We start from the raw sequence: 21,917 nt of genomic DNA on the forward strand, positions 1-21,917 counted from the left end.
GTGCCGCACCGTAACGGAACACCCCGTCCGCTTGACTAAAGTGAGAGCGGTGACGGCCGAAGTGAGTCAGAAGCTGCGCTCGGACGCCCGCGACAATCGCGCACGCATCCTCGCGGTGGCCCGCGCGGCCTTCGCCGCCGAGGGCCTCGACGTGCCGATCCGGGAGATCGCCCGGCGCGCGCAGGTTGGCGCGGCCACCGTCTACCGGCACTTCCCGACCAAGGAAGCGCTGCTCAGCGAGGTCTTCGCCAAGCCAATGGCCCTGTGCTCGTCGGTCGTCGAGGAAGGGCTGGCGCAGGCCGACCCATGGCGCGGGTTCTGCCTGGTGATCGAGAAGCTGATGGAGGTGCACGCTCTCGACCGAGGTCTGTCTGGAGCGTTCACCTCGCGGCTGCCGTACTTCACCGCGGACCGCGACCGTACGATCCGGCTGCTGCTCCAACTCATCCGGCGCGCGAAGACGGCGGGTGGCCTGCGGGCGGACTTCGTCCTGGAGGACTTCATCCTGGCGATGATGGCGAACGAGGGCATCCGCGCCGAGTCACCCGCGCTGCGAGTGGCGGCATCGCGCCGTTTCGCAGCCCTGATGATCCAGTCGTTCCGTGCCGGCCCCGTATCCGCGCCGCTTCCGCCGGCGGTCCGGCTGCTGCCGGCCGTTCAGTAGTACCTCGGCGGCGGTCTCCCGGCATTCCTGCCGACCCCGGCCTGCGCGACCGCGCTGGCGTCGGCTCGTCCACCAGCCGGCTCATCATCGCCATCAGCTGCAGCAGAGTCGGGCTCGACCAGTCCACGCCATGGCCCAGGCAGTACGACAAGTACAAAGCGATCCGGCCCGCCGCTCGCAGTCCCGCCAGATACGCGCACGCCTCGGCATGCAGCCCGAGATCCTCATCATCGACCACCACCCACCACACCGACTCATCGACAGCCACCGCCCGCTCAGGCCGGCAGAACCGAGGCAGCACGCCTGACATGACTGGCATGCCTGAAGACCCCTGGATACCGGTAAGGCAAGTATGCGGAGGGGGTCGCCGCGGGTTTGGACGGAGTCACCACTCGGTGTGAGGATCACATGACCCTCAGGCCAGGACTTGTCGGAGGCGGGGATGAGGCCGGCCCGCAGCAGCGACGACGTGCCTGCTCCCGAGGGCCCGGTCACCAGCAGAATCCCGTCCTGCCCGAGCTGCGCCGACACCCGGTCCCGGAGCAGGCGAATCAGATCCTGGCGCCCGAAGAAGTACTTCACGTCCTCGGGCTCGAAGGCATCCAGTCCCTGGTACGGCTCCGCGTCGTCATGGTCGTCTCGCCCGGCGCGGGTATGGGCCTGCTTCCAGGCGCCCAGGTCGGCTTCGGCGATCCCGAAAGCGCACAAGACCTTCCGCAGGGTTCCCCACCGCGGGAAGCGCTTGCCGCTGACCATCTCGTGCACGGTCGCCACACCGCTGTCCGCTGCCGTGGCCGCTTCCAGGTAGCTGCCCCCGAACTCCCCGAACAGCTGGCGCAGCGCCGCGTGCAGGTCCGCACGGCTGTTGATCTTGGCCGGGTCGACCATCACCTCTCCCGCTGGAGGGGTCTTTCCGGTTCGGGCTATTCGGTTCCGTTCGGATCCTAGAACTCTCCGCCGTCCGCTACCTGCCCGTTTCCGCAAGTGTGTGATACCGGATGCGCCCGAACGCCGCCGGACCCGACCGTAGGTGCCATGACGACCACGATCCTCGCCATGATCGGCACGACCGTCCTGCTCCTGCAGACCGCCACCCGCGTCCCGCCCGCCCTGACCGACCTCCTCCGCGCCCTTATCCCCGTACGCCGAGCGCTACACGAACTCCGGCACCAGCCAGACTCGACCCAGCAACCTTCATCCGAACAAGGCCGCTAGAGCTGTGATGTCTCAGAACGTTGGTTCCACGACGGCCTCCATGGTCAGCCTGGACCTCGCGAAGCTGCTCGCCGGTCGGCGGGTCGAGGTCACGGAGCCGGTTGACTCCTCGCCTCACCAGGATGCGGTGGACGGTCGCCGGCGCGACGGTGATGCCGTGCAGCCGTTGAAGGTCGGCGGCGAGTCGCGCGGGGCCGTGTTTGGTCTGCCGCCGCAATGCCTCCACCAGGTCAGCGATGTCCTCGGGGGTGCGGGCGGGGCTGGTGGCGGGGCGGGAGGAGTGGTCAAGCAGTCCGTTCTCACCGTGCTCGCGCCAGCGGGCGTACCACTTGGCCAGGCAGCGGCGGCAGATTCCGGCTTCCGCAGCGACGTGTGCGAGCGGACGTCCGGCGTCGATCCGCAGGCACAAGCGCAGACGTCCATCGGGGGTCAGCGGTGCGTTCCGGTGCCCCCTGCTGGTGGCGCTCCTGGACTCGGTGGGCGCGTTCGCCCGGGAGCCCTGGGATCTCAGGGTTCCCGGGCGAACGGATGTGCGTGGCGTCAACGTGCGAACTTCTCGATGGCCGCCGGGGTGACGGGGGTGAAGAAGTTGACGAGGTTACCGTCGGGGTCGCGGAACAGCAGCGACCGGTTGCCCCAGGGCATCGTGGTGGGCTCGGTGACGAAGTCGGTGACGAAGCCGGTCAGGTTCTGGTGAACGCGGTCCACGTCGTCGACGAGGAACTCGGTGATCACGCTGTGGTTGTCCGCCGGGCGGGCAGAGCCCGGGGCGAACAGCGGGACGGTGCGGGTGCCGGCGATCGCGAGGGTTGCGCCCGCGGTCTTGAGTTCGGCGAAGTCCTCGGTGGCCCACGTCGCCCGCGCCCCTGTGGCTCGCTCGTAGAACTCGACGAGGCGCGCTACGTCGCTGGTGATGATGCGGATCGAGACGAAGTCCATGGGATCTCCTTGGCTGTGCTGGAGGCGTGCACGTCACAGGCTAGGAGAAATAGTGGACAGAATCGGTCCAGTATTCGCGTTAGGCTGCGAACATGCCTCGCCCCACCGGCCGCGTGCTGACCCTCCTGGAGCTGCTGCAGTCGGGCGGCACCCGGACGGTGGCCGAACTCGCCGACCGGCTCGGCGTCGAAGGGCGCACCGTGCGCCGGTACGTGGACCAGCTGATCGACCTCGACGTGCCCGTGGAATCGGTGCGCGGCCGCTACGGCGGCTACCGGCTCGCCCCCGGATACCGCTTGCCTCCACTCATGCTCAGCGACGACGAAGCGCTGGCCGTCCTGCTCGGCCTGGTCGCCGGCCGCCGAGCAGGGTTGACGACGACGCAGCACACGGCAAACGAGACGGCATCAGCCAAGATCCGGCGGGTGCTGCCCAAGCACATCGCCCGCCGGCTCGACACACTCCTGGAATCCCTCGCCTTCACGGATCAGCCCGGCGAGTTCGACACCCCGGACGCCGAGGTCCTGCTCACCATCGCCGATGCGGTGCACCATCGCCGACCGGTCTCGATCCGCTACACCGACCGCGACGGACGGCGCAGCGAACGCACGCTGCACGCGTACGGGATCGTCGCCCATTCGGGCCGGTGGTACGTCACGGGCAAGGACGCCCAGATCGGCGAGGACCGAACCTTCCGGCTCGATCGCATCGCAGACGCGAGGACCCTGCCCGGCTCATTCGAAACGCCCGTGGGCGCCGGTCCGGCACAGCGCGTGTTGTCAGGGTTCGCCACGGCCGAGTACCGGCATAAGGTGACCTTGCGGATCCACGGGACCGTTGAGCAGATCCGCGCCCACCTTCCCGCCAGCATCGCAAGCCTGGAGGAGCACGAGCCCCCTGCAGGCCAGGACCGGGCGGCCGAGCGCTGGCTGCGCGTCGAACTACGGGCGGAGCGGCTCGACTGGTTGCCTCCGGTACTCGCCTCACTCGACCGGCCGTTCGTCATCGAGCGCCCCGATGAGCTGCGCGGCCTCGTCATCGCGCTCGCCGATCGCCTCGCGGCCCACGCCAGCCAAGCCTGACAGCGAGGAACCCATGTCATGAGATGGCACAGCTAGCTCGTCCGTCCGACGGCAGGCCCCCATGGCAGCCTTCTGGACCTGGGAGAGGCGGGACGTGCGCGCCACCGCCTGCACCAGTCGGAGGCGGTCGGGATCTCGACCAGGTCGGCAAGCGGCAGGACGCCTTGGACGGCATTCATCGGTGATGGGTTGCTCGCGCCGGGACTCGCCCGGCCGCCGCGGCGTCGCCTTGGCGTCCGCGAGGATCTGCTCGCACTCCTTGAAACCGGGGCCGTCCAACTGGTGGAGGCTCTGCCGGTCGACGCCTTCGCTGCCGAGCACATCCCCGGTGCCCGCAATGTGCCCGGCCAGGTGTCCGCCGAGCAGGTCGCCCCCGATCGGGCGGCCATGGTGGTGGTCTACCGCTCCGGCCCGTAGCGCAGGACCGCTGCCGGGTTCGTGCGGCTCGGCTTCACCCTGGAGGAGGTGGCCGAGCTGATCGACACTGGCTGGCGCGGTCCCCCCACGCCGGACCTACGGGCCCGCTGCCGTTCGCCGACCTGGCCGAAGGCCGTCCCTTCAACGCCTCGAAGGAGAGCTGACCACCATGAGCGCCGGCGGCAACCTGCTGCACAACATCCGCACAGCGATGCGATCGGCCAGGACACCCACGCAGGAGGCCGTATGGCGCTGACCCCGGCCCGCCCGCCACGATCAGGCGAGGTAGCCGCCGTCGATGTCCAGGACCGCGCCGGTGATGAACGACGCACCGGGACTGGCGAGGAAGGCGATGCCCGCGGCGACCTCCTCAGGACGGCCGAACCGCCCCATCGCGTTCAGCCCGCGCTGAAGATCGGAGAACGGGCCGTCAGCCGGATTCGTGTCGGTCTCGATGGAACCGAGCTGCACGACGTTGACCGTGATCCCCCGCGGCGCCAGATCACGGGCGGCAGCCTTGCTGTAGGCGGTGATCGCGGCTTTCGCGGCGGCATAGTCGGCCACGCCCGGATACCCGGCCCGGGCGGCCACGACCGAGCCGACCGTGACGATCCGGCCGTCCCGCTGCAGCACCGCCGCGGCGGCCCGGATCGTGGCCAGCACCCCGCTCGCGTTGATGACGAACTGCCGGTCAAGAGCCTTGTGATCGGTGGCCGGATCGCCGATCAGTCCGAACCCGGGAGCCGCGGCGTTGTTCACCAGGATGTCGAGTTGCCCGAAGTCGGCGACGACGTCATCCACCAGGCCGGACACCTGCGCGGGATGCTCCTGGTCGGCGCGGTAGGCGGTGGCACGGACTCCGGCGCTCTGCAACCGGTCGGTCACCTGACGGGCATGGTCGGCCGCACTGACATAGCTGATCGCCACATCGGCGCCGGCGTCGGCCAGGGCTTGGGCGGTGGCCGCGCCGATGCCGCGCGATCCGCCGGTGATCAGCGCGACCTTGCCGGTCAAAGGTCCGGACATGAAGTGCTCCGTGAGTACATGAGGATGCGGACGGTTCCCACGACGAAGATCAGTAAAAGCCGTACCCTTCCACCGGAAAACCCCTACAGACCCCTCAAAACCGCCCCTGCACCACCACCCGACGACCCCTCCAGGCAGACCATCAGCTGACCAGCTCATCCGGCGACGTCACAGCCGGATCCGACACATCCATCTCCCGGATCGGACCGCGCACCACACAGCCTCAACCCGGTCCTGTCGTGCGGTTCGGTGATGTCCACGCCGCAGGCCGAGGCGTTCGGCGGGCCGAACCCGCTGCCGGGCGTCGCCGGCTCGCCATCGTGGTCACCGTCGGCTCGCGAAAGCCGTGGAACCGGCGGGTCTGCGCCCGGTGATACTCGATCGTGCTGCCCGACCAGCGGTACTCGGCGAACAGGGCCGCATCGACGAGATAGTCGATGTTGGGCAGGCCGTCGGACGTCGTGGGGCTGAACTGGATCGTGTTGATGCCCCCGTTATCCACACACCGTCGTACAACGGAGCGTAGCCGTTCCACCGCAGATGCTCCCGCAGCGCCCGCCGCCGCGTGCTCTCCCGCTCCGGCATGGAGAAGACGACGACCGTCCACACATCGTTCCAGGAGTGCGGGTCCGCGCCGATAGTGGCGATCGCGGTGCCGCCGTTCGACAGATCGATCGCGGCGTCCTCGGTCAGGCGGTACGCGCTGTACTGCCCCTGTCGACTGCCCTCCAGAACCCCCCGGCGGGCCAGCCTGCTGATGGACGTGCGGGCGGCGCCAGGGCTCACGCCGAACTCTCCCAGCAGGGCCACGATCGCCCCCGAGGGCAACCAGGCCCGAGTACGCAGGGTGTAGTCAGCGATCAGGGTCACCCCCAGGCCCTGTGCCGAGCCGCCCGACTGCCGCCGCCGCGGCGGTCCAGCGACGGCCTCGGGGAAGATTGCCTCGATATCGAACGGGCGTAGCACGGTGCGCTCCCCGAGGCGGATGGATGCGAGACGATGCCGACTGAAACCGACAGTACCGGGCGGCACGGCGGCATAACGCACCAAGATGGTAGTGAGGCGCCTGAATACTTCACGTCAGAGCGCGCACGTCACGCTGATTCGCGCCACAGGAGGCGTGGTCGTACGACGTGCCGGATGGGGGCCGTCTCGGCGAAGTTGATCGCCGCCAGGGCGTCCACCACGTCCAGCGCACGAGCCGCGAGCGCCTCGTGGTCGATCGAGATCGTGCTCAGCGGGGGATGCACCGCCTCCCCCATGCTGAGCCCGTCAATGCCGAGGATCCTCACCTGGTCGGGGACCTTGATGTTGAGAGTGTGGGCGGCGTGCACGGCGCCGATGGCCATCAGATCGTTGAACACCAGCACCGCGTCAACATAAGGGTGGGCGCGCATGAGCTCGACGAAGCCGAGTGAGCCTCCCCTGATCGACTCCTCCCCGGCGACCATCACCTTCGGCCGGCCGGGACCGATGAGCTCCTCGAAGTCGCGGTACCGGACCGAGGGAACATAGACCGAGCCCTGGCGTACGTGGTTGTTCGAATCGATCATTCCGATGACGCGGGCGCCTTTCGCGCGTAGCGCGTGTATCGCCTCCTCGATCCCCGAGCGGAGATCGAGTGCCACCGAGTGCGTGCCCGGCATGGGCTCGGTGCGGTCCAGCACCACCAAGGGGATACCGTTGCGTGCCTGCTCGATCTGCTCGTGGGACGTCCAGAAATGCCCAACCACGACGTCCACCTGAGGGGACAGTGTGCGCAGCGCCGCGGCCTCGCCCGCCGACTCGCTGGAGGCCATGATGACCTGCCAGTTCCTGGAGGCAGCGCAGTCGAGCAGCTCGCCGGCGATCTCGGTGTAGTACGGGTTGCGGAAGGAGCAGACCACGAGGCCGAGCGTGCGTGTCTTCTCCCGCGCGACCAGGCCCCGAGCGAACCTGCTCGGGCGGTAGCCCAGCCTCTTGCTCACCTCCAGGACGCGCTGCTTCGTCTCGTCGTTGATCCCGTCCATGTCGTTGAGCGCCCTGGTCACGGTCTGACGCGAGACCCCTGCGTGGGCGGCCACGTCATGGATCGTCACCCGCTTGGCCATCGATGTCTCCGGCTCCTGTGGTCGGCCCGCTGAGCGATCACCGCTTGGGCGATGTCAGGCGATGACCAGATTATCCATCCATCCGCCGCTGTCATGATCCAACCGCGTCCACGTATGAAACTTCCATGGACCGGTCGCCGGGCTCGATCTTCGCCGGATGACGTTGTCGCAGGTGAAGGGAGGGGTAGAGGAGGCCGGTCGCTCCGGCCGAGACCGTGGTGAACGTTCACGGCTTTCCATGTGTCCCGATCGTTTGTAGCGTGCGGGCCGGCAGGCGCACCTCCCCAACTACGAGGTAGGTCATGAGGAGAACACTTCTAGCCCTCTTCGCCGCCTTACCCGCGGCCGTCGCGTCCATCATGCTGTACGTCCAGCCCTCGTCCGCGGCCACCGGCCTCCACATCAGCGGTACGAAGATCGTCGAGGCCGGCGGCCGGGAATTCATCATGCGGGGCGTCAGCCACCCGCACGTCTGGTTCACCGGTCAGACCAGCTCGTACGCCAACATCAAGGCGGCCGGCGCCAACACCGTGCGTGTGGTGCTGGGCAGCGGCAAGCGGTGGGGCCCGTCCGCCGACGTGGCGAACGTGATCTCGCTGTGCAAGCAGAACCGGCTGATCTGCGTGCTGGAGGTCCACGACACCACCGGGTACGGCGAGGAGGGGGCCGCCGCCTCGCTCGACGAGGCGGTCAACTACTGGATCAGCCAGAAGAGCGTCCTGGTCGGCCAGGAGAACTACGTCGTGATCAACATCGGCAACGAGCCGATCGGCAACACCAACGCCGCCCAGTGGATCGACGCCACCGCGAACGCGGTCAAGAAGATGCGCGCCAACGGCTTCGAGCACCTGCTCATGGTGGATGCGCCCAACTGGGGCCAGGACTGGCAGTACGTCATGCGCGACAACGCGCAGACGATCCTGGACGCCGACAATCGGCACAACACGGTGCTGTCGATCCACATGTACAGCGTCTTCAACACCGCCACGAGCATCGTCGACTACCTCAACCGGTTCCAGGCCAAGGGCTGGCCGCTGGTCATCGGCGAGTTCGGCTGGCAGTTCAACTCGGGCGAGGTCGATCATGAGACGATCCTGGCCGAGGCGCAGTCGCGTGGCCTTGGCTGGCTGGCCTGGTCCTGGAGCGGCAACAGCGACCCGATTCTGGACATGACGGTCAACTTCGACCCCAACCAGCTCACCACCTGGGGCAAGAGGATCTCCACCGGCGCCAACGGCCTCAAGGCGACCGCCAAGGAGGCCACCATCTACGGCGGCGGAACCGGCACCCCGACCCCGACCCCCACCCCCACCCCCACACCGACGCCGACGCCCCAGCCCGGCGGATGCTCGGCCACCTACAAGGTGACCGGCCAGTGGGGCGGCGGCTTCCAGGGCGAGGTCCAGGTCACCGCGGGCAGCTCGGCGATCAAGGGCTGGACGGTGACGTGGACCTTCGCCAACGGCCAGACCGTCACCAACGCCTGGAACGCCACGGTCACCAGCAACGGGGCCGGCGTGACCGCCCGCAACATGACCTACAACGGCAACCTCGCCGCCGCAGCAAGCACGACCTTCGGCTTCCTCGGGTCATGGAACGGCAGCAACAACGCCCCCACACCGTCCTGCACCGCCACATGACACCTTCATAACGGCTTCGATGAACTCCCCCGGCTGGCGGCCCACAGACCGCGCGGTCACCAGCCGGGGGAACAGCGCTCATCTGGTCGGGCCTCAGGGTCGTCCTCCACGCCACAGCAAACCCGTCACCAGCCCGTGCTACGGGCGGTGTGCGGGCCTTGACCTGGGCGTGATCTCTCACTACCGTTTGGGTGAACGTTCACTATTTTGCCGATGCTGCTCCGCACAGGCCTCAAGACAGTAGCCAGGCTGCCATCATGGATCTGCTGTGGTCCAACGGCATCCTGGTCAATCTTGCGACCCCGAACGCCTCACCCCCGCCGTGGCTGGCCACCGACTTCCCCGAGACGCTCGGCGTCGACCGTCAGGGGGTGCGCTTCGGCGTCGGCAGCCGCGGACACTTCTGCGTTATCGAGGTCGACATCGAAGGCGAACTCGCCAAGCTCGACGACGGCTGGCGGCCGCTGCGCCCGACCCTGGTCACCGAGGCCGGCACCACCTTCCTGCTCAACCCTTGAACCGCTGTCCCGTCCCATTAACTTGAGGTGCGGGAAGGCAGGGAGGCTCTGACCCGCAGCGTTTCAGATTGGATGAGACGCGCGGCATCAAAAGGCGCTGGCCTCGGTCTGACCGGGCCAGCATCGAGGCAGCAGGAAACCAAGACGCCGACCACGACCACTATCCGGCCACATATCAGCAAACGTTCGAAAGGATATGGAGCAATAGTCAAGACCTGTGGATCATGAGTTCCTAGGCGGCTGTGGGGACGGGTGATTCTGTCGGGCGTTCGACGAGTTTGCCGTCGATGAAGGTGGCGCCGGCGCGGACGAGGGCGACCAGGTGGGCGCCGTTGATCGCGCGCCGGCGGGTCTGGGCGGATTCGATGAGCTTGAAGGCCATGGCCAGGCCGGCGGCGCGGGAGCCGGGGCCTTTGGTGACCTTGGTGCGGTGCCGGACGGTGGCGAAGGTCGACTCGATCGGGTTGGCCCTCAGCTTCCGAACGTGTCCCCAGCCGCCAGGTAGCTGATCTACAGGTCTTCGGGGGCTAGCCCGAAGAGGGTCGGGAAAGAGCCGGGCCTGATCGGGATCCGACGACTGCCCAGACGATCACACACCGTGGCTGATTGTTGCCGGAGAAGGCTCATTGTCAGGTTGCCGGTGCGTCCTCGACGATCCACTGGATTCCATGCGGGATGAGAAAATCGAGGAAGGCGGTCGGGTGGTAGGCCTGGGCGGGTGCGAGTACTCCCGGTTTGGCAGGTTCGGCGATGAGACGGCGGGCGCTTTCGACGGCGATCAACGCGGTCATGCCGTAGGTGTCGGGACCCCGGACGATGCCGCGGGCGCGGCGGGGGCTCTCTTCGTGCTCGCTCCCCTGGAAAGAGCCCCAGGAATTTCGGGACTTTCCGGCCCGGTCTATCGCGCGTGCACTGGCGGGTTCAGATTCAGAGGTTAAGTCTGTCGACACCGAGGGCGCGGGGTTCCTGTGGCCGACGTCCTGGGTTGACGAGTCGCTTCGTCTACAACTTTGCTTCGGCTTCGACATGGCCACCGCTCGGCTGCGCGGCAGTGCTCGGCGCGCGGTTCTCGGCGGAGACCATCCATGCGAGCTGCTCGAGGCGCCCGATGAAGCCGTGGAGGAGGTCGGCGGTCGTCGGGTCTTCCTCGTCGACCTCGTCGTGGACGTCGCGTATGGTTCCGATGGCCTGGTAGAGGCGCAGGGTCACCTGGTCGATGGCGTCGTGGGTCGTGATCTCGCCCTCGGGGAACTGGTCGAGGTGGCTGGTGGCGGCGACCGTGGAGGACCGCCCGTCCGGGACTGCGTAGAGCGCGCGCATGCGCTCGGCGGTGTCGTCGGCGAACCCACGAGCGGCGTCAACGATCTCGTCGAGCTGCAGGTGGAGGTCGCGGAAGTTGGTCCCGAGGATGTTCCAGTGGGCTTGCTTGCCCTGCAGGTTCAGGTCGATGAGGTCCACCAGGACGGCCTGGAGGTTCTTCGTGAGGGTGGGCGATGCGTGCATGAGTGGTGTTCCTTTCGAGGGTGCGAGTTCAGGGGAGCGGTGAGAATCGCGGGGCGGTTCGGTCGCGGAGCCGCCCCGGTGTGGGAATCGGAAGCGCGCGAGCCCGACCGGAGGCGACGCGTGTAGTTGGGGCGCTGCCCAATAGGGGATCGTTCACCGGACGCTGTTGTGCGCCGGCGGGTTAGAGCGGGGGACGCTGTTGATCCTGCATCCGATCCGAGGATGCCGACTTCTCGCGAACGCGTGGCCTCCACGCGGTCCGTAAGGGGGGGCGACGGCTGAGCCGAGACGTTCACGATCATCGGGTGCTTGGCGGGTGATGATCGTGGACGTCTCGGCTCAAGTACAGTCAGGGCTGCTGGACGAACGCGAGGATGTCAGGGTTGATGTGGCTGGCATTCACGGTGAGCATTCCGTGCGACAGCCCCTCGTAGATCTTCAAGGTCGCATCCTGCAGGAGCTCCGCCTGCTTGAGGGCGGCTTCCTGGTACGGGACGACCTGGTCGTCGTCGCCCTGTAGGACGAGCACCGGCACGGTGATGGCCTTGAGGTCTGCGGTCTGGTCGGTTTCCGAGAACGCCTTGATGCCCTCGTAGTGGGCAAGGGCGCTTCCGGTCATCCCCTGGCGCCACCAGTTGTCCACGACCTGCTGCGAAAGCGGGACGCCGTCACGGTTGAACCCGTAGAAGGGGCCGGAGGCCACCGCGTGGAAGAACTCCGCCCGGTTGGCCGAGAGAGCGTCGCGGAAGCCGTCGAAGACCGACACGGGAACACCGTCGGGGTGCTCGGCGGTCTGCACCATCAGCGGGGGCACCGCCGCGACGAGTACCGCCTTCGCGACGCGGCCCTGGGGCTGGCCGAACTTGGCCACGTACCGCGCGACCTGTCCGCCGCCGGTGGAGTGTCCGACGTGCACAACGTTGCGCAGATCCAGGTGCTGCACGACGGCGTCGACGTCGCTGGCGTAGTGGTCCATGTCGTGACCGGAGCCGATGTCGGAGGAACGCCCGTGTCCGCGACGGTCGCTGGCGATCACGCGGTAGCCGTTGGTGAGGAAGTACAGCATCTGCGCGTCCCAGTCATCCGAGGACAGCGGCCAACCGTGGTGGAACATGATGGGCTGGGCATCGCGCGGGCCCCAGTCCTTGTAGAAGATCTCGGTGCCATCTTGCGTGGTGACGAACGGCATGTCTTACTCCTTGTCTGTGCCGCCGGGGTTCGGCGGCACGCATGGCGTCTCGACGGCTTCGCCGCGACGGTGAGCTGCGCCGGTAGGACGGCAGCAGCGAGGTGTGCCGGCCGGTCGGAGGTAGAGGCCGCATGCGGCTGAGCGATCAGCCGCATGCGGGCGCTGTGAAGTGGGGGCGGACCGGACCGGTCGCCTGACTGACGCCCGTTTGGAGTGTCCGCTCAGCGAGTGGGACCGAGCAGGTGCTGCTCGGTGCGGGCGACGATTCCGAGGAACGTCGCGTCGTCGCCGTATGCACGGGCTAAGATCAGCCCGCCCTGTATTGCCGCGACTGCGTCCAGTGCGCGGTCTGCCGCTTCCTGATGTGAGAGACCGCCGGTGCGCAGCGCTCCCGCGAGGGCGTCGACCCAGTCGGTGAAGTAGGTCCGCACCGCGTCGGCGAACGTGTCCTTTTCTTCACCCAAGGTCATCGCGGCGAACAGGCACACGCGCTCGCGCGAGGTGAAGTACTGCGCCACCTCCTGCGACATTGCTTCGATCGCCTCGGCGGCGTCGTGGGCAGTGCGCAGGGGGGTGAAGATCCGTTCCTCGAACCACTCACTTACCTGCTCGAGGACGGCAGCGGCCATGTCTTTCTTCCCTTCGGGGAAGAAGTGGTACAGGCTGCCGCGGCCAACGCCAGTCTCCTGCTGAATGACCGACAGGGAGCCGCCTTCAAAACCTCGCTTGCGGAAGACGCTGGCGAGGGCGCGGACGACGTCCGAGCGGTCGAGGACGGTTCGTGCCATTACAGTCCGAGTTCGCTCAGGCCGGGGTGGTCCGCCGGGCGGGGGCCGGATGCGTCCCAGAAGAACTTGCGCTCGGACTCATCGATGGCGACGTCGTTGATACTCGCGTGGCGGTGGGTCATCAGGCCGTCCTCGTCGAAGTGCCAGTTCTCGTTGCCGTAGGCGCGGAACCACTGACCGGCAGCGTCATGGTACTCGTAGGCGAAGCGCACGGCGATCCGCTCGCCGGTGTACGCCCACAGTTCCTTGATGAGGCGGTAGTCGAGTTCCCGGTCCCACTTGCCGGCGAGGAAGTCGACGATGGCGGCGCGGCCCTGCACGAAGGTCGAGCGGTTACGCCACCAGCTGTCCTCGCTGTACGCGAGGGAGATGCGCTCGGGGTCACGAGTGTTCCACGCGTCTTCGGCGGCGCGGACCTTCTGGATCGCGGTGGCCTCAGTGAACGGGGGAAGGGGAGGACGAGACATCATGGCGCCTTTCGAGAGAAGGTGTGTACCGCTTGGTTCAGTGTGTACCGTTCGGTTCAGTGTGTACCTAACAGTGCAGACGGCTTGTGGGGCCGTCAACACCGGATTTCGCAGATGCGCGAAGTTCGCCTCGCGCTCGAGGTCGCTACCGCTGCCCTCGCCGGGAGTTCCGCCCACCTGCAGGGTGTCCAGCTGGGTCTGCATCCGGGGGCGTTGCGCGATTACGGCAAGCGGGACCATACCCGGACTGATCATCTGAAGCCGGTGGTCAAGTATCTGGATTGGAAGACCACCGCTCGCGGGAGTCAGGCGTTGAAGGAGCTGACTCAGTTCCTGCTGGATCGGGTGATGGAGCACGACTCGCCGACGCTGCTGTTCAACCTGGCGCGGGAGTTTCTGATGTCGGCGCAGGTGGTGCGGCCGGGGCCGACGGTGCTGGCCAAGATGGTCGGCGAGGCCCGCACCGGCGCGAACGCGTTGACGACGGAGCTGCTGGGGCATCTGCTGACTGCCGAGATCCGGGCGGATCTGGAACGGCTCCTGATCGTCGATGTCGGCTTGGGGATGACCGGCTGGAGTGGCTGAAGCAGGGGGCGCGGGAGGCCACGGCCTCGGCGGTGAAGACGTCGATCGACAAGCTGTTGTGGCTGCGGGCGATCGACGCTCACACCATGGACCTGTCGGCTTTGCCGAACGAGCGGCGCCGGTTCCTGGCCTCGGTGGCGCGCCGGTCGACGAACCAGGCGCTGCATCGGCGGGAGGAACGCAAGTACCCGATCCTGCTGGCGTTCGTGGCGCAGGCCGCGATCGGCCAGTTGGACGAGGTCGTGGCCCTGTTCGATCAGGCGGTGTCGGCGCGTGAGTCGCGGGCGAAGAGCAAGACCGATGAGGCCCTGGTTGAACGGGCGAAGAAGGGCGAGGCCCGGCAGCTGCTGATGGACCTGATCCTGCCCGTGCTGGCCGATCCGTCGGTGCCGGACGAGCAGGTCGGCGGCATGCTGCGTGAGCAGATCGGGATGCGGCGCCTGAGAGAGATCACCTCCGATGCGTGGAAGCCGCTGCCGAAGGACCATGGACGGCTGTCGGAGCTGGACTCCTCCTATTCCTATCTGCGCCAGTTCACCCCGAACGTGCTGGCGGCCGTCCATTTCCAGGGCGGGCCCGGCACCGATGAACTGATGGCGGCTGTCGAGATCTTGAGGGTGCTGAACGAGACCGGCGGCCGCAAGGTCCCCACGAAGGCGCCGACGGGTTTTGTGCCGGCCCGGTACGCCGACTATCTGGAGAAGGCCCGCGCGTTTGGGGAGGACACTGCGTTCCGGCACTACTGGGAGCTGGTAGTGATCCTGTGTCTGCGCGACGGGCTGCGCTCCGGCGACATCTTCGTGCCGGGGTCGCGCCGGTACGCCGATCCATCGACGTACCTGTACACCGCTGATCAGTGCAAGCCGAAGCGGACGGAGTACGCCCAGCTGGTCCGCAAGCCCCTCACTGGGAAGGACGCGGTCGAGATCGGCAAGACCGAGCTGCACGCCGCGCTGACCGAGCTGGAGGACACGCTGCGGAACGCGCCGCCGGACCAGGCCGGCGTGGTCCGCCTGGACACCGACGGGAACCTCATCGTGCCGCCGCTGTCGGCCGAGGACATCCCGTCGGAGGCCAAGGACCTGCATGAGGACCTGGCGGGGATGCTGCCGTTCGCGCCGATCGCCTCAGTGCTGATCGAACTGGACGCCCGGACGGGGTTCCTGGACTGCTTCACCCACGCCGGAGGCCGCAAGCTGGCCAAATCGGCGGGTACCAAACGCAACATCCTGGCCTGCCTGATCGGCCTCGGTACGAACATGGGCCTGGTCCGGATGAGCGAGGCCTGCGGGGTGTCGTATGAGGTGCTCGCCTGGACGATGGAGTGGTACATCCGCGAGGACACGCTCCGGGACGCCAACACCGTGATCGTCAACCACCACCACGGGCTGGAGCTGTCGAAGGTGTTCGGCGGCGGCACCATGTCCTCCTCCGACGGGCAGCGCTTCCCGGTTCGCGGCAAGAGCCTGACCAGCCGAAACATGACCATCTACGGCGGCCAGGTGCTGTCGTCCTACACCCACGTCTCCGACCAGTGGTCAACGTTCGGCACCCAGCAGTTCGTGCCGACCACCCGCGAAGGCCAGTACACGCTGGATGAGTTCCTCGGCAATAAGACCGATCTCCCGCTGCATGATCACGCGACCGACACGCATGGCGCCACGTTGATCAACTTCAGTCTGTTCGACCTGGTCGGCAAGCGCCTGACCCCCCGGATGCGGGACCTGACCAAGGTCACCCTGGTGCGGGATGACACCCCTACCGCGATCAATCGGCTGTACCCGAACACCGGGCCGCTGTTGACCTCCCGCTGGAACGAACCCCTCGTGGAGGGGACGTGGGACGACCTGCTGCGGATGGGCGCTTCGCTGAAGTACGGGCAGGCCACCGCATCCCTGGTGGTCGGCAAGTGGTCGGCCGCGCCACGCCAGAACACCCTGGCGACCGCGCTCAAGGAATGGGGGCTGCTGCGACGGACCTTGCACACTGCCCGCTATCTGTCGGATCCGGTCTACCGGCGGCGGATCTTCCGGCAGCTCAACAAGGGTGAGTCCCTGCACGCGTTGCGCCGCGACCTGCACTACGCCCAGCAGGGCACCATCACCGCCCGGCCCTACCTGTCCGACCAGACCGAACAGGCCTGGTGCCTGACCATCTTGACCAACGGTGTAGTGGTTTGGACGACCGAATATTTCGGGCTCGCCGTGCAGCAACTTCGTGCGGACGGCAAGCCCGTCGATGACGAACTGCTCGGCCACATCTCCCCCGGCCGCAGCGAGAACATCAACTTCTTCGGCGCCATCCCCGTCGAGGTGGAAGCCGAGCTCGCCAAGCTCGACAACGGCTGGCGGCCCCTGCGCACGAGACCTTTCGCCGGGACGGAGGGGCTCATACCCGAGATGTCATGAATTGATTCTTGAGTGCTTCCTATTGGGCGGCGTTGATGAGTTCCTTGGAGTCGGCATACATCTCGCCGGCCGCTGCGTCCACGGACGGGGATGAGGGTGTCGAAATGAAGGAAACTGTGGATCGGTCCGGGGTAGCGCCGGAATCGTTAGGCGGCCTTGACGGCCGACAGGTCGAACTCCACGGTGATCTGCTCGGAGATCATCACTCCGCCGGTTTCCAGGACGGCGTTGAAGCTGACGCCGTAGTCCTTGCGGTTGATCACGGTTGCTCCCTCGAAGCCGACCCGCGTGAGGCCCTGGGCGTCGATGGCGGTGCCCGAGTAGTCGATCGGAATGGTGATCTCGCGCGTGACGCCGCGGATGGTCAGCCGTCCGGTCACCTCGAAGCCGTTGGCGCCGGTGTGCTTGACGGCGGTGCTGGTGAAAGTGATGTACGGGTGGCCCTCGGCGTCGAGGAAGTCGCCGGTCCGCAAGTGAGCGTCACGCTGCGGGTTGCCGGTGTCCACGCCTGACGCCCGCAGTATGACGTGAACGCTGGAGGCACCCGGGTTGGCGGCGTCGAGGTGGGCGGTGGCCTCCTCGATGGGGAAGCTGCCGCGCACCTTGGTGACCATCGCGTGGCGGGCGACGAAGCCGAAGCGACTGTGGTCCGGGTCGATGGTGTAGGTGCCGGTGAGCTTGCTGGGGTACATGCCCGCTCCTTCGAATATATTTCAGTGCTGGAAGATTGAGCAGGACAGTACATGGAAGTATTTCAGTGCGCAACTATTGCGTAGGATGCTTCATATGACGAGATGGCTCTCCGACGGCGAGCAGCGGACCTGGCGTACCTTCGGGCTGACGATGCGCCTACTCACCGACCGGCTTGAACGCGATCTGCAGACGGCGGCCGGCATGCCGCCCACCTACTACGAGCTGCTGGTTCTGCTGTCGGAGGCCCCTGAGCGCACCCTGCGCATGAGCGAGCTGGCCCTCTGGACGAACTCCAAGCCCAGCCGCATCTCCCACGCGGCCAACAAGCTTGAGCAGAGCGGGTGGATCCGGCGCGAGCATTACGCGGGCGACCGGCGCGGTTGGCTCGCCGTACTGACCGATCAGGGGTTGGCGGCCCTGCAGGCCGCGGCTCCCGCTCACGTGGACAGCGTCCGCGCCCACCTGATCGATCTGCTGACTCCCGAGCAGATCCAGCAGCTCGGCGAGATCAGCCAGGTCCTCCTCGATCACCTGACCGCGCACGAATAGATAGCCGGGATGCCTAGACCGAAATGGATGCTTGTGTATGACTTTGACCGCTGTGACTGGATTCTGGGGGGTGGCTATTTGGCGTACTTCTTGACCTTCCGGGCGAGGCATGCATCTCCACGCCCGCATCCGTGGTGATACCGACTCGCCTAGTGCCGCAGCAGGCAACGTTTGCCCCGTTGAATTGTCGGGGGTGATCCGTAGGGTGGCGGAATGACTTCATCGCTGCGCCTGGAAACGATCACGCCGGACAACGTCGGCGCTGCCTGCCGGTTGAGAGTGCGGCCCGAGCAGGAGGATTTCGTGGCTCCGGTCGCGTGGTCGCTCGCCGAGGCGTATGCGAACGGCGAGACGGCTTGGCCTCGGCTCATCTTCGATGCCGACGAGCTCGTGGGCTTCGTCATGGGCGGCTTCGATCCGCAAAATCCGGTCGACGTGTTCCGCTGTGGGATCTGGCGGTTGAACATCGCGGCCGGTCAGCAGGGCCGGGGTTACGGGCGTTTCGCGGTGGAGTCGGTGTGTGCGGAAGCCCGCCGTCGCGGGCAGGATCGGGTAACGGTGCTGTGGGTGGCAGGCGAGCACGGTCCCGAACAGTTCTATTTGCGGCTCGGGTTCCGTCCGACCGGGCAGGAGGTCCACGGGCAGATCGTCGGCGAGTTGCTGCTCGCCGAGCGCTGAGACGATCAGGCGACGCTCGCCCGTGCGACCACCTTGCAGAGGCGCTCGTCGGCGGCGTGCTTGTTCCGCCAGATGATGTAGCGGCGGATTATGCTGCCCTGGGCCTTGTGGGTGGGGTGGTCGGTGCCGTCCAGGGCGAAGTAGCGCAGGGCGGTGAACTGGGCCTCGATGCGATTGAGCCAGGAACTGTTGGTGGGGGTGTAGGCGATCTCAACATTGTTCGCCTCGGCCCAGTCGGCCACCCTGCGGCACCGTTTGGTGGCCAGGTGCGGGGAGAAGTTGTCGCAGACGATCGCGATGCGCACATCCGTCGGGTAGAGGGTGCGCAGGTAGCGGCAGAACTCCAGAAACTTCATCCGCGTCTTGGCTTTCTTCACGTGGCCATAGAGCTTGTCTTTGCCCAGGTCGTAGGCGGCGAACAGGTGCCGCACTCCATGCGGGCGGGTGTAGGTGGCCCGGCGGCGGGGCCGCGGCTCGCGGTCGGGATCCTTGCCCCTGCCCCCGCATTCGGCCCATTGCCGGCCGGGGTGGGGCTGGAGGTTGAGTGGCCCGAACTCGTCCAGGCAGAACACGACCTCAGGCTCGCCCACTTCGGGAATGACCTCGCCGTCGGCGATGGCGTAGAGGTGCTCGACGCGGGCCTTCTTGGCGGCGTAGTCGGGGTCGCGGGAGGTCTTCCAGGTCTTCACGCGTTGAAAGGAGACGCCTTCCTCGCGGAGCAGGATGCGCAGGCCCTCGTGGCTGATGTCGTCGACCACCCCCTCGGCGACCAGGAAGTCGGCCAGCTTGGCCAGGCTCCAGGTCGAGAACGGCAGGCCGTGCTCGGCCGGCTTGGATTTCGCGATCTTCTTGATCTCCCGGCGTTCGGGAAGCGTGAACGTTTTGGGTCGCCCGCCTCGGTACTTCGGGTAGAGGGAGTCGAATGACCCGGTGCCTCGGCGGATGATCCGCAGCAGTCGTTGTCCCTCGTCATCGATCTCTCGAACCCGCACGCGTTCTGCCACGAGGACAGCATGGCGCGTCCGCGCCGCCCGGGGCGACACCCGGACGGCGCGTCATCTCACAACAGGGCAAACGTTGCCTGCTGCGGCACTAGCCGCTCCTAAGCGTCCGCGGCGCAGACCCGTGCAGGATCTGGACGGACCGTCAGGCTCTCCCGGGGAAGGGGGCCTTCTTAGGCGTTCATCTAAGGAACGTCTGATGAACACGAGCGGGGACACAGCCGCAGAGGCCGCCACAACCGGCCACGGCGTTCATTTCGCCGTTCGTTTTCCGCTAGTCCGCCGGCGACGTCGGCGCTGCCGCTCTTGAGGCCGTGGTGGCGGCGCACCGTCACCTCGACCGGTGCAAGCTGTCGGCCAACACGGTAAAGGCCTATCGGCGGCAGATCGCCGCCTACGTCGCGTGGCTGGCCGAGCACGCCGCCGAGCGTGACGACGCCTTCGCCGACCTGGTGGGCGCCGAAGCTGCGGTCACCGCCTGGCGCCGGAGCCGGATCAACGACCGGGCCGCGCCCAACACCATCAACCAGGGCATCGCCGCGCTCACCCTCATGTACGCCCAGGTGGGGCTGCGCATCGACGTCAAACGTGCCACCGTGCCCAAACCGGGCGAGCCCGATGCCCTCACCACCGCCGAGCAGGGTGCCGTCGAACGAGCTGCCGCCCGCCGCGGTGCCCGCGACGCGGCGATCATCGCGGTCCTGCTGTTTGCCGGAGCCCGCGAGGAGGAGTGCGCACGGCTGGAGGCCGACGACATCGCGATCACCGCCCGCACCGGCACCATCCGCCTGCACGGCAAGGGCGATCAAGTCCGCACAGTCCCGATCCCACCGACCGCACGGGCCCGCATTACTGCATGGCTCGACATCCGTGGCCGCCAGCCCGGCCCGCTGTGGACCGGCCAGCGCGGAGCCCTGACCATCTCTGGGATCGTCCAGGTCGTACTGGCCGTCGGCGCCGACGCCAAGCTCCCCGGCCTGCGCCCCCATCGGCTCCGCCATACCTACGCCACCCGGCTCCGCGAAGGCGGTGCCGACGTCGCTCAGGTCCAGGCCCTCCTCGGCCACGCGTCCCTCGACACCTCGGCTCGGTATTTCCGCGCTGGCACGGCCGAGCAAGCCGCCGTCGTCGACCGCGTCTTCGACTAGCGCTTCACGTGTTTCTCCGGGTCTCCCCCGTAGCAGAGATGATCAACGAAAACCGTGGAACGCGAGAAACAGCAGGTCAGGCCGTAATCCGCTGGATTTCCGCCGTTCGCTACGGGACCCCCGGATTGGCCGCTGCTCGCGGCGACGAGGCGGTCCAGTAGGTCGGATACTGCTGCGACGGGGTGCCGCCGGCGATGAGTCGTCCGTCGACGTCGAGGAAGAGCAGCGGACGCTGTGCGGATCCGGTCACGGCTGTCGGGAGTGGCGAAGCATCGGTGGACCGTCCGGCCGGCTTGCGGATGCCGGACATCCCGAGGGCGACGGTGCTCGTGCGAACAGCCACTTCACGCATGGCTTGAAGCTTCTGCTCCGCTGCCGCGAAGGTGGCCTCGATAGCGGCGACTCCTCCGAGCCAGCCCTGTTGTTCGGCTTCGACAAGCCGGACGATGAGGTTGGCGTGGATTTCCTCGAGCCGGGACTTCTCCGGTGCTGGCCAAGAAGGCCGTTCCATACGATGATCTCTGCATGTCGTTCCGTACGTCTGTCACCCTGGCGGGCTTAGCTCTGGCCGTCCTGGCCGCCGGATGCGCCGATCCGGCCGCCGACCGGGTGTCACTCGTCAGCGCGACCCAGCCCCCGGCATCCCCGCCACTGCCGTCGCTCACGGTGGTCCCGCCCCAGCCCTCACCCATGGTGTCCTCGGGTCCCGTACGGCACCTGTTCCCGCAGGCGACCTCCTTGGCCGAGCCCATGGCGACCGGAGCACCCCTGGCTGCGACGGGTCCGCCACGGTTCTTCCTCTCCGCACGCACTCCGCTCGCCCACTTCCCCGACAAGTCCAAGACCGCTGTCTTCACCCCGGTGCCGCCCGCCGTACACAATGCCGAGACCGGGTCGTTCATCGCGAACATCCCGCTGCCGCCCGGCGTCGAAAGTTCCTGGCACCTGGTGGCCGCCGCCCGGGACAACCGCACGTTCGCCATCGCCGGCTGGACCAAGCCGAAGAACCCAGAGATTCATTTCTTCCTCGTACGCCTCGGCGAGGACGGGCGGCCCGGGAAACCGGTGGCCGTCACCCAGACCGACCCCGACGACATGACGCTCGTCTACGACCTCGCCCTCAGCGCCGACGGCACCCGACTGGCCTACTCCACGCCGCTCATCGGAGGTGGCGCCAAGATCTCCGTGCTCGACGTCGCCACCGGCCGGCGCCGGGACTGGCAGACGTTGACGCACTCGATGGTGAGCGGCCTGTCCTGGGCCCCGGACGGCCGCTCGCTCGCCTATGTGCTGGGTGGACGGGCCATCGCCGTGCTC

At 67.3% G+C, this 21,917-nt stretch carries 26 protein-coding genes and 2 pseudogenes; 13 read left to right on the forward strand and 15 right to left on the reverse strand.

Annotated elements, in window-relative coordinates; genetic code table 11:
- Positions 1-49: 49 nt before the first annotated feature.
- Positions 50-664 carry a helix-turn-helix domain-containing protein gene (locus tag AB0J64_RS46410; protein WP_364042466.1) on the forward strand — a complete coding sequence of 205 codons (615 nt, stop codon included), beginning with the start codon at positions 50-52 and terminating at the stop codon, positions 662-664.
- Between the two features lie 93 nt (positions 665-757).
- Here the strand turns inward: AB0J64_RS46410 and AB0J64_RS46415 are convergent, their stop codons facing one another.
- Entirely contained in the window at positions 758-1,552 is a 795-nt protein-coding gene (locus tag AB0J64_RS46415; protein WP_364042468.1) for a hypothetical protein, read from the reverse strand.
- 147 nt (positions 1,553-1,699) lie between these two features.
- Here AB0J64_RS46415 and AB0J64_RS46420 point away from each other — a divergent pair, with 147 nt between their 5' ends.
- A complete protein-coding gene (locus AB0J64_RS46420) occupies positions 1,700-1,879 on the forward strand; it encodes a hypothetical protein (protein ID WP_364042514.1) in 180 nt (59 codons plus the stop codon).
- Here the strand turns inward: AB0J64_RS46420 and AB0J64_RS46425 are convergent.
- The gene (locus AB0J64_RS46425; RefSeq protein WP_364042470.1) at positions 1,797-2,423 is read right to left on the reverse strand and encodes a leucine zipper domain-containing protein; all 627 of its coding nucleotides are present in this window, start codon (positions 2,421-2,423) and stop codon (positions 1,797-1,799) included. The genes AB0J64_RS46420 and AB0J64_RS46425 overlap by 83 nt on opposite strands.
- Positions 2,420-2,818, reverse strand: coding sequence for a VOC family protein (locus AB0J64_RS46430; RefSeq protein WP_090932844.1), 399 nt, complete (start codon positions 2,816-2,818; stop codon positions 2,420-2,422). Before AB0J64_RS46430 ends, AB0J64_RS46425 begins: the two co-directional genes overlap by 4 nt.
- A gap of 92 nt (positions 2,819-2,910) precedes the next feature.
- On the opposite strand from AB0J64_RS46430, the gene AB0J64_RS46435 reads away from it, so the two are divergent.
- Positions 2,911-3,900, forward strand: a complete 990-nt coding sequence (locus AB0J64_RS46435) for a YafY family protein (RefSeq protein WP_364042472.1) — start codon at positions 2,911-2,913, stop codon at positions 3,898-3,900.
- A gap of 189 nt (positions 3,901-4,089) precedes the next feature.
- Entirely contained in the window at positions 4,090-4,317 is a 228-nt protein-coding gene (locus AB0J64_RS46440; RefSeq protein ID WP_364042474.1) for a rhodanese-like domain-containing protein, read from the forward strand.
- Positions 4,318-4,593: 276 nt separating this feature from the next.
- Here AB0J64_RS46440 and AB0J64_RS46445 read toward each other — a convergent pair whose 3' ends face one another.
- On the reverse strand, positions 4,594-5,343 hold the full coding sequence (locus AB0J64_RS46445) for an SDR family oxidoreductase (RefSeq protein ID WP_364042476.1): 750 nt from the start codon (positions 5,341-5,343) through the stop codon (positions 4,594-4,596).
- A 219-nt stretch (positions 5,344-5,562) separates the two neighbouring features.
- On the opposite strand from AB0J64_RS46445, the pseudogene AB0J64_RS46450 reads away from it, so the two are divergent.
- A pseudogene (locus AB0J64_RS46450) lies at positions 5,563-5,678 on the forward strand (vitamin K epoxide reductase family protein); the annotation flags it as partial.
- On the opposite strand, the gene AB0J64_RS46455 reads toward AB0J64_RS46450, so the two are convergent.
- Positions 5,668-6,390, reverse strand: coding sequence for a hypothetical protein (locus AB0J64_RS46455; RefSeq protein WP_364042478.1), 723 nt, complete (start codon positions 6,388-6,390; stop codon positions 5,668-5,670). The pseudogene AB0J64_RS46450 and the gene AB0J64_RS46455 overlap by 11 nt on opposite strands.
- Before the next feature lie 47 nt (positions 6,391-6,437).
- Positions 6,438-7,433, reverse strand: coding sequence for a LacI family DNA-binding transcriptional regulator (locus AB0J64_RS46460; RefSeq protein ID WP_364042480.1), 996 nt, complete (start codon positions 7,431-7,433; stop codon positions 6,438-6,440).
- 302 nt (positions 7,434-7,735) lie between these two features.
- On the opposite strand from AB0J64_RS46460, the gene AB0J64_RS46465 reads away from it, so the two are divergent.
- Together AB0J64_RS46465 and AB0J64_RS46470 are read left to right on the forward strand one after the other, a co-directional pair.
- On the forward strand, positions 7,736-9,073 hold the full coding sequence (locus AB0J64_RS46465; RefSeq protein ID WP_364042482.1) for a cellulase family glycosylhydrolase: 1,338 nt from the start codon (positions 7,736-7,738) through the stop codon (positions 9,071-9,073).
- A gap of 257 nt (positions 9,074-9,330) precedes the next feature.
- The gene (locus AB0J64_RS46470; RefSeq protein WP_364042484.1) at positions 9,331-9,591 is read left to right on the forward strand and encodes a beta-galactosidase; all 261 of its coding nucleotides are present in this window, start codon (positions 9,331-9,333) and stop codon (positions 9,589-9,591) included.
- A gap of 232 nt (positions 9,592-9,823) precedes the next feature.
- On the opposite strand, the pseudogene AB0J64_RS46475 reads toward AB0J64_RS46470, so the two are convergent.
- The 6 genes and pseudogenes from AB0J64_RS46475 to AB0J64_RS46500 form a co-directional block, all read right to left on the reverse strand.
- A pseudogene (locus AB0J64_RS46475) lies at positions 9,824-10,057 on the reverse strand (IS256 family transposase); the annotation flags it as partial.
- Positions 10,058-10,220: 163 nt separating this feature from the next.
- Complete coding sequence (locus AB0J64_RS46480) at positions 10,221-10,382, reverse strand: hypothetical protein (RefSeq protein ID WP_364042486.1); 162 nt, start codon at positions 10,380-10,382, stop codon at positions 10,221-10,223.
- Between the two features lie 211 nt (positions 10,383-10,593).
- On the reverse strand, positions 10,594-11,094 hold the full coding sequence (locus tag AB0J64_RS46485; protein WP_364042488.1) for a DNA starvation/stationary phase protection protein: 501 nt from the start codon (positions 11,092-11,094) through the stop codon (positions 10,594-10,596).
- A 349-nt stretch (positions 11,095-11,443) separates the two neighbouring features.
- Positions 11,444-12,283 (reverse strand): alpha/beta hydrolase, encoded by an 840-nt coding sequence (locus AB0J64_RS46490; protein ID WP_364042490.1) that lies wholly within the window; start codon positions 12,281-12,283, stop codon positions 11,444-11,446.
- 221 nt (positions 12,284-12,504) lie between these two features.
- Positions 12,505-13,071, reverse strand: a complete 567-nt coding sequence (locus AB0J64_RS46495; RefSeq protein WP_364042492.1) for a TetR/AcrR family transcriptional regulator — start codon at positions 13,069-13,071, stop codon at positions 12,505-12,507.
- The gene (locus AB0J64_RS46500) at positions 13,071-13,538 is read right to left on the reverse strand and encodes a nuclear transport factor 2 family protein (protein WP_364042512.1); all 468 of its coding nucleotides are present in this window, start codon (positions 13,536-13,538) and stop codon (positions 13,071-13,073) included. Before AB0J64_RS46500 ends, AB0J64_RS46495 begins: the two co-directional genes overlap by 1 nt.
- A 114-nt stretch (positions 13,539-13,652) precedes the next feature.
- Between AB0J64_RS46500 and AB0J64_RS46505 the strand changes: the two genes are divergently transcribed.
- Together AB0J64_RS46505 and AB0J64_RS46510 are read left to right on the forward strand one after the other, a co-directional pair.
- Positions 13,653-14,123: a DUF4158 domain-containing protein gene (locus tag AB0J64_RS46505; RefSeq protein WP_364042494.1), complete on the forward strand. Its 471-nt coding sequence runs from the start codon at positions 13,653-13,655 to the stop codon at positions 14,121-14,123.
- A gap of 32 nt (positions 14,124-14,155) precedes the next feature.
- Positions 14,156-16,531, forward strand: a complete 2,376-nt coding sequence (locus AB0J64_RS46510) for a Tn3 family transposase (protein WP_364042496.1) — start codon at positions 14,156-14,158, stop codon at positions 16,529-16,531.
- 146 nt (positions 16,532-16,677) lie between these two features.
- On the opposite strand, the gene AB0J64_RS46515 is transcribed toward AB0J64_RS46510, so the two are convergent.
- Entirely contained in the window at positions 16,678-17,223 is a 546-nt protein-coding gene (locus AB0J64_RS46515; RefSeq protein WP_364042498.1) for a YceI family protein, read from the reverse strand.
- Between the two features lie 94 nt (positions 17,224-17,317).
- Between AB0J64_RS46515 and AB0J64_RS46520 the strand changes: the two genes are divergently transcribed.
- Both AB0J64_RS46520 and AB0J64_RS46525 read left to right on the forward strand, forming a co-directional pair.
- Entirely contained in the window at positions 17,318-17,773 is a 456-nt protein-coding gene (locus AB0J64_RS46520) for a MarR family transcriptional regulator (RefSeq protein ID WP_364042500.1), read from the forward strand.
- 213 nt (positions 17,774-17,986) lie between these two features.
- Complete coding sequence (locus AB0J64_RS46525; RefSeq protein WP_364042502.1) at positions 17,987-18,451, forward strand: GNAT family N-acetyltransferase; 465 nt, start codon at positions 17,987-17,989, stop codon at positions 18,449-18,451.
- Positions 18,452-18,456: 5 nt separating this feature from the next.
- Here the strand turns inward: AB0J64_RS46525 and AB0J64_RS46530 are convergent, their stop codons facing one another.
- Positions 18,457-19,455 (reverse strand): IS630 family transposase, encoded by a 999-nt coding sequence (locus tag AB0J64_RS46530; RefSeq protein ID WP_364042504.1) that lies wholly within the window; start codon positions 19,453-19,455, stop codon positions 18,457-18,459.
- Positions 19,456-19,769: 314 nt separating this feature from the next.
- Here AB0J64_RS46530 and AB0J64_RS46535 point away from each other — a divergent pair, with 314 nt between their 5' ends.
- Positions 19,770-20,600: a tyrosine-type recombinase/integrase gene (locus tag AB0J64_RS46535; RefSeq protein ID WP_364042506.1), complete on the forward strand. Its 831-nt coding sequence runs from the start codon at positions 19,770-19,772 to the stop codon at positions 20,598-20,600.
- A 109-nt stretch (positions 20,601-20,709) separates the two neighbouring features.
- Here AB0J64_RS46535 and AB0J64_RS46540 read toward each other — a convergent pair whose 3' ends face one another.
- The gene (locus AB0J64_RS46540; protein WP_364042508.1) at positions 20,710-21,111 is read right to left on the reverse strand and encodes a hypothetical protein; all 402 of its coding nucleotides are present in this window, start codon (positions 21,109-21,111) and stop codon (positions 20,710-20,712) included.
- Between the two features lie 14 nt (positions 21,112-21,125).
- Here AB0J64_RS46540 and AB0J64_RS46545 point away from each other — a divergent pair.
- A partial coding sequence (locus tag AB0J64_RS46545; protein ID WP_364042510.1) for a hypothetical protein occupies positions 21,126-21,917 on the forward strand: 792 nt, incomplete at its 3' end.

The sequence above is a fragment of the Nonomuraea sp. NPDC049695 genome (assembly GCF_040674955.1).
Classification (GTDB): Bacteria; Actinomycetota; Actinomycetes; order Streptosporangiales; family Streptosporangiaceae; genus Nonomuraea; species Nonomuraea helvata.

Excerpts from the sequence above, each read along its gene's own strand:
- AB0J64_RS46415 (WP_364042468.1), bottom strand. The coding sequence starts at position 1,552 with ATGGTCGACCCGGCCAAGATCAACAGCCGTGCGGACCTGCACGCGGCG.
- AB0J64_RS46420 (WP_364042514.1), top strand. The coding sequence starts at position 1,700 with ATGACGACCACGATCCTCGCCATGATCGGCACGACCGTCCTGCTCCTG.
- AB0J64_RS46430 (WP_090932844.1), bottom strand. The coding sequence starts at position 2,818 with ATGGACTTCGTCTCGATCCGCATCATCACCAGCGACGTAGCGCGCCTC.
- AB0J64_RS46435 (WP_364042472.1), top strand. The coding sequence starts at position 2,911 with ATGCCTCGCCCCACCGGCCGCGTGCTGACCCTCCTGGAGCTGCTGCAG.
- AB0J64_RS46445 (WP_364042476.1), bottom strand. The coding sequence starts at position 5,343 with ATGTCCGGACCTTTGACCGGCAAGGTCGCGCTGATCACCGGCGGATCG.
- AB0J64_RS46460 (WP_364042480.1), bottom strand. The coding sequence starts at position 7,433 with ATGGCCAAGCGGGTGACGATCCATGACGTGGCCGCCCACGCAGGGGTC.
- AB0J64_RS46465 (WP_364042482.1), top strand. The coding sequence starts at position 7,736 with ATGAGGAGAACACTTCTAGCCCTCTTCGCCGCCTTACCCGCGGCCGTC.
- AB0J64_RS46470 (WP_364042484.1), top strand. The coding sequence starts at position 9,331 with ATGGATCTGCTGTGGTCCAACGGCATCCTGGTCAATCTTGCGACCCCG.
- AB0J64_RS46480 (WP_364042486.1), bottom strand. The coding sequence starts at position 10,382 with ATGACCGCGTTGATCGCCGTCGAAAGCGCCCGCCGTCTCATCGCCGAA.
- AB0J64_RS46485 (WP_364042488.1), bottom strand. The coding sequence starts at position 11,094 with ATGCACGCATCGCCCACCCTCACGAAGAACCTCCAGGCCGTCCTGGTG.
- AB0J64_RS46490 (WP_364042490.1), bottom strand. The coding sequence starts at position 12,283 with ATGCCGTTCGTCACCACGCAAGATGGCACCGAGATCTTCTACAAGGAC.
- AB0J64_RS46495 (WP_364042492.1), bottom strand. The coding sequence starts at position 13,071 with ATGGCACGAACCGTCCTCGACCGCTCGGACGTCGTCCGCGCCCTCGCC.
- AB0J64_RS46500 (WP_364042512.1), bottom strand. The coding sequence starts at position 13,538 with ATGTCTCGTCCTCCCCTTCCCCCGTTCACTGAGGCCACCGCGATCCAG.
- AB0J64_RS46505 (WP_364042494.1), top strand. The coding sequence starts at position 13,653 with ATGCGCGAAGTTCGCCTCGCGCTCGAGGTCGCTACCGCTGCCCTCGCC.
- AB0J64_RS46515 (WP_364042498.1), bottom strand. The coding sequence starts at position 17,223 with ATGTACCCCAGCAAGCTCACCGGCACCTACACCATCGACCCGGACCAC.
- AB0J64_RS46520 (WP_364042500.1), top strand. The coding sequence starts at position 17,318 with ATGACGAGATGGCTCTCCGACGGCGAGCAGCGGACCTGGCGTACCTTC.
- AB0J64_RS46525 (WP_364042502.1), top strand. The coding sequence starts at position 17,987 with ATGACTTCATCGCTGCGCCTGGAAACGATCACGCCGGACAACGTCGGC.
- AB0J64_RS46540 (WP_364042508.1), bottom strand. The coding sequence starts at position 21,111 with ATGGAACGGCCTTCTTGGCCAGCACCGGAGAAGTCCCGGCTCGAGGAA.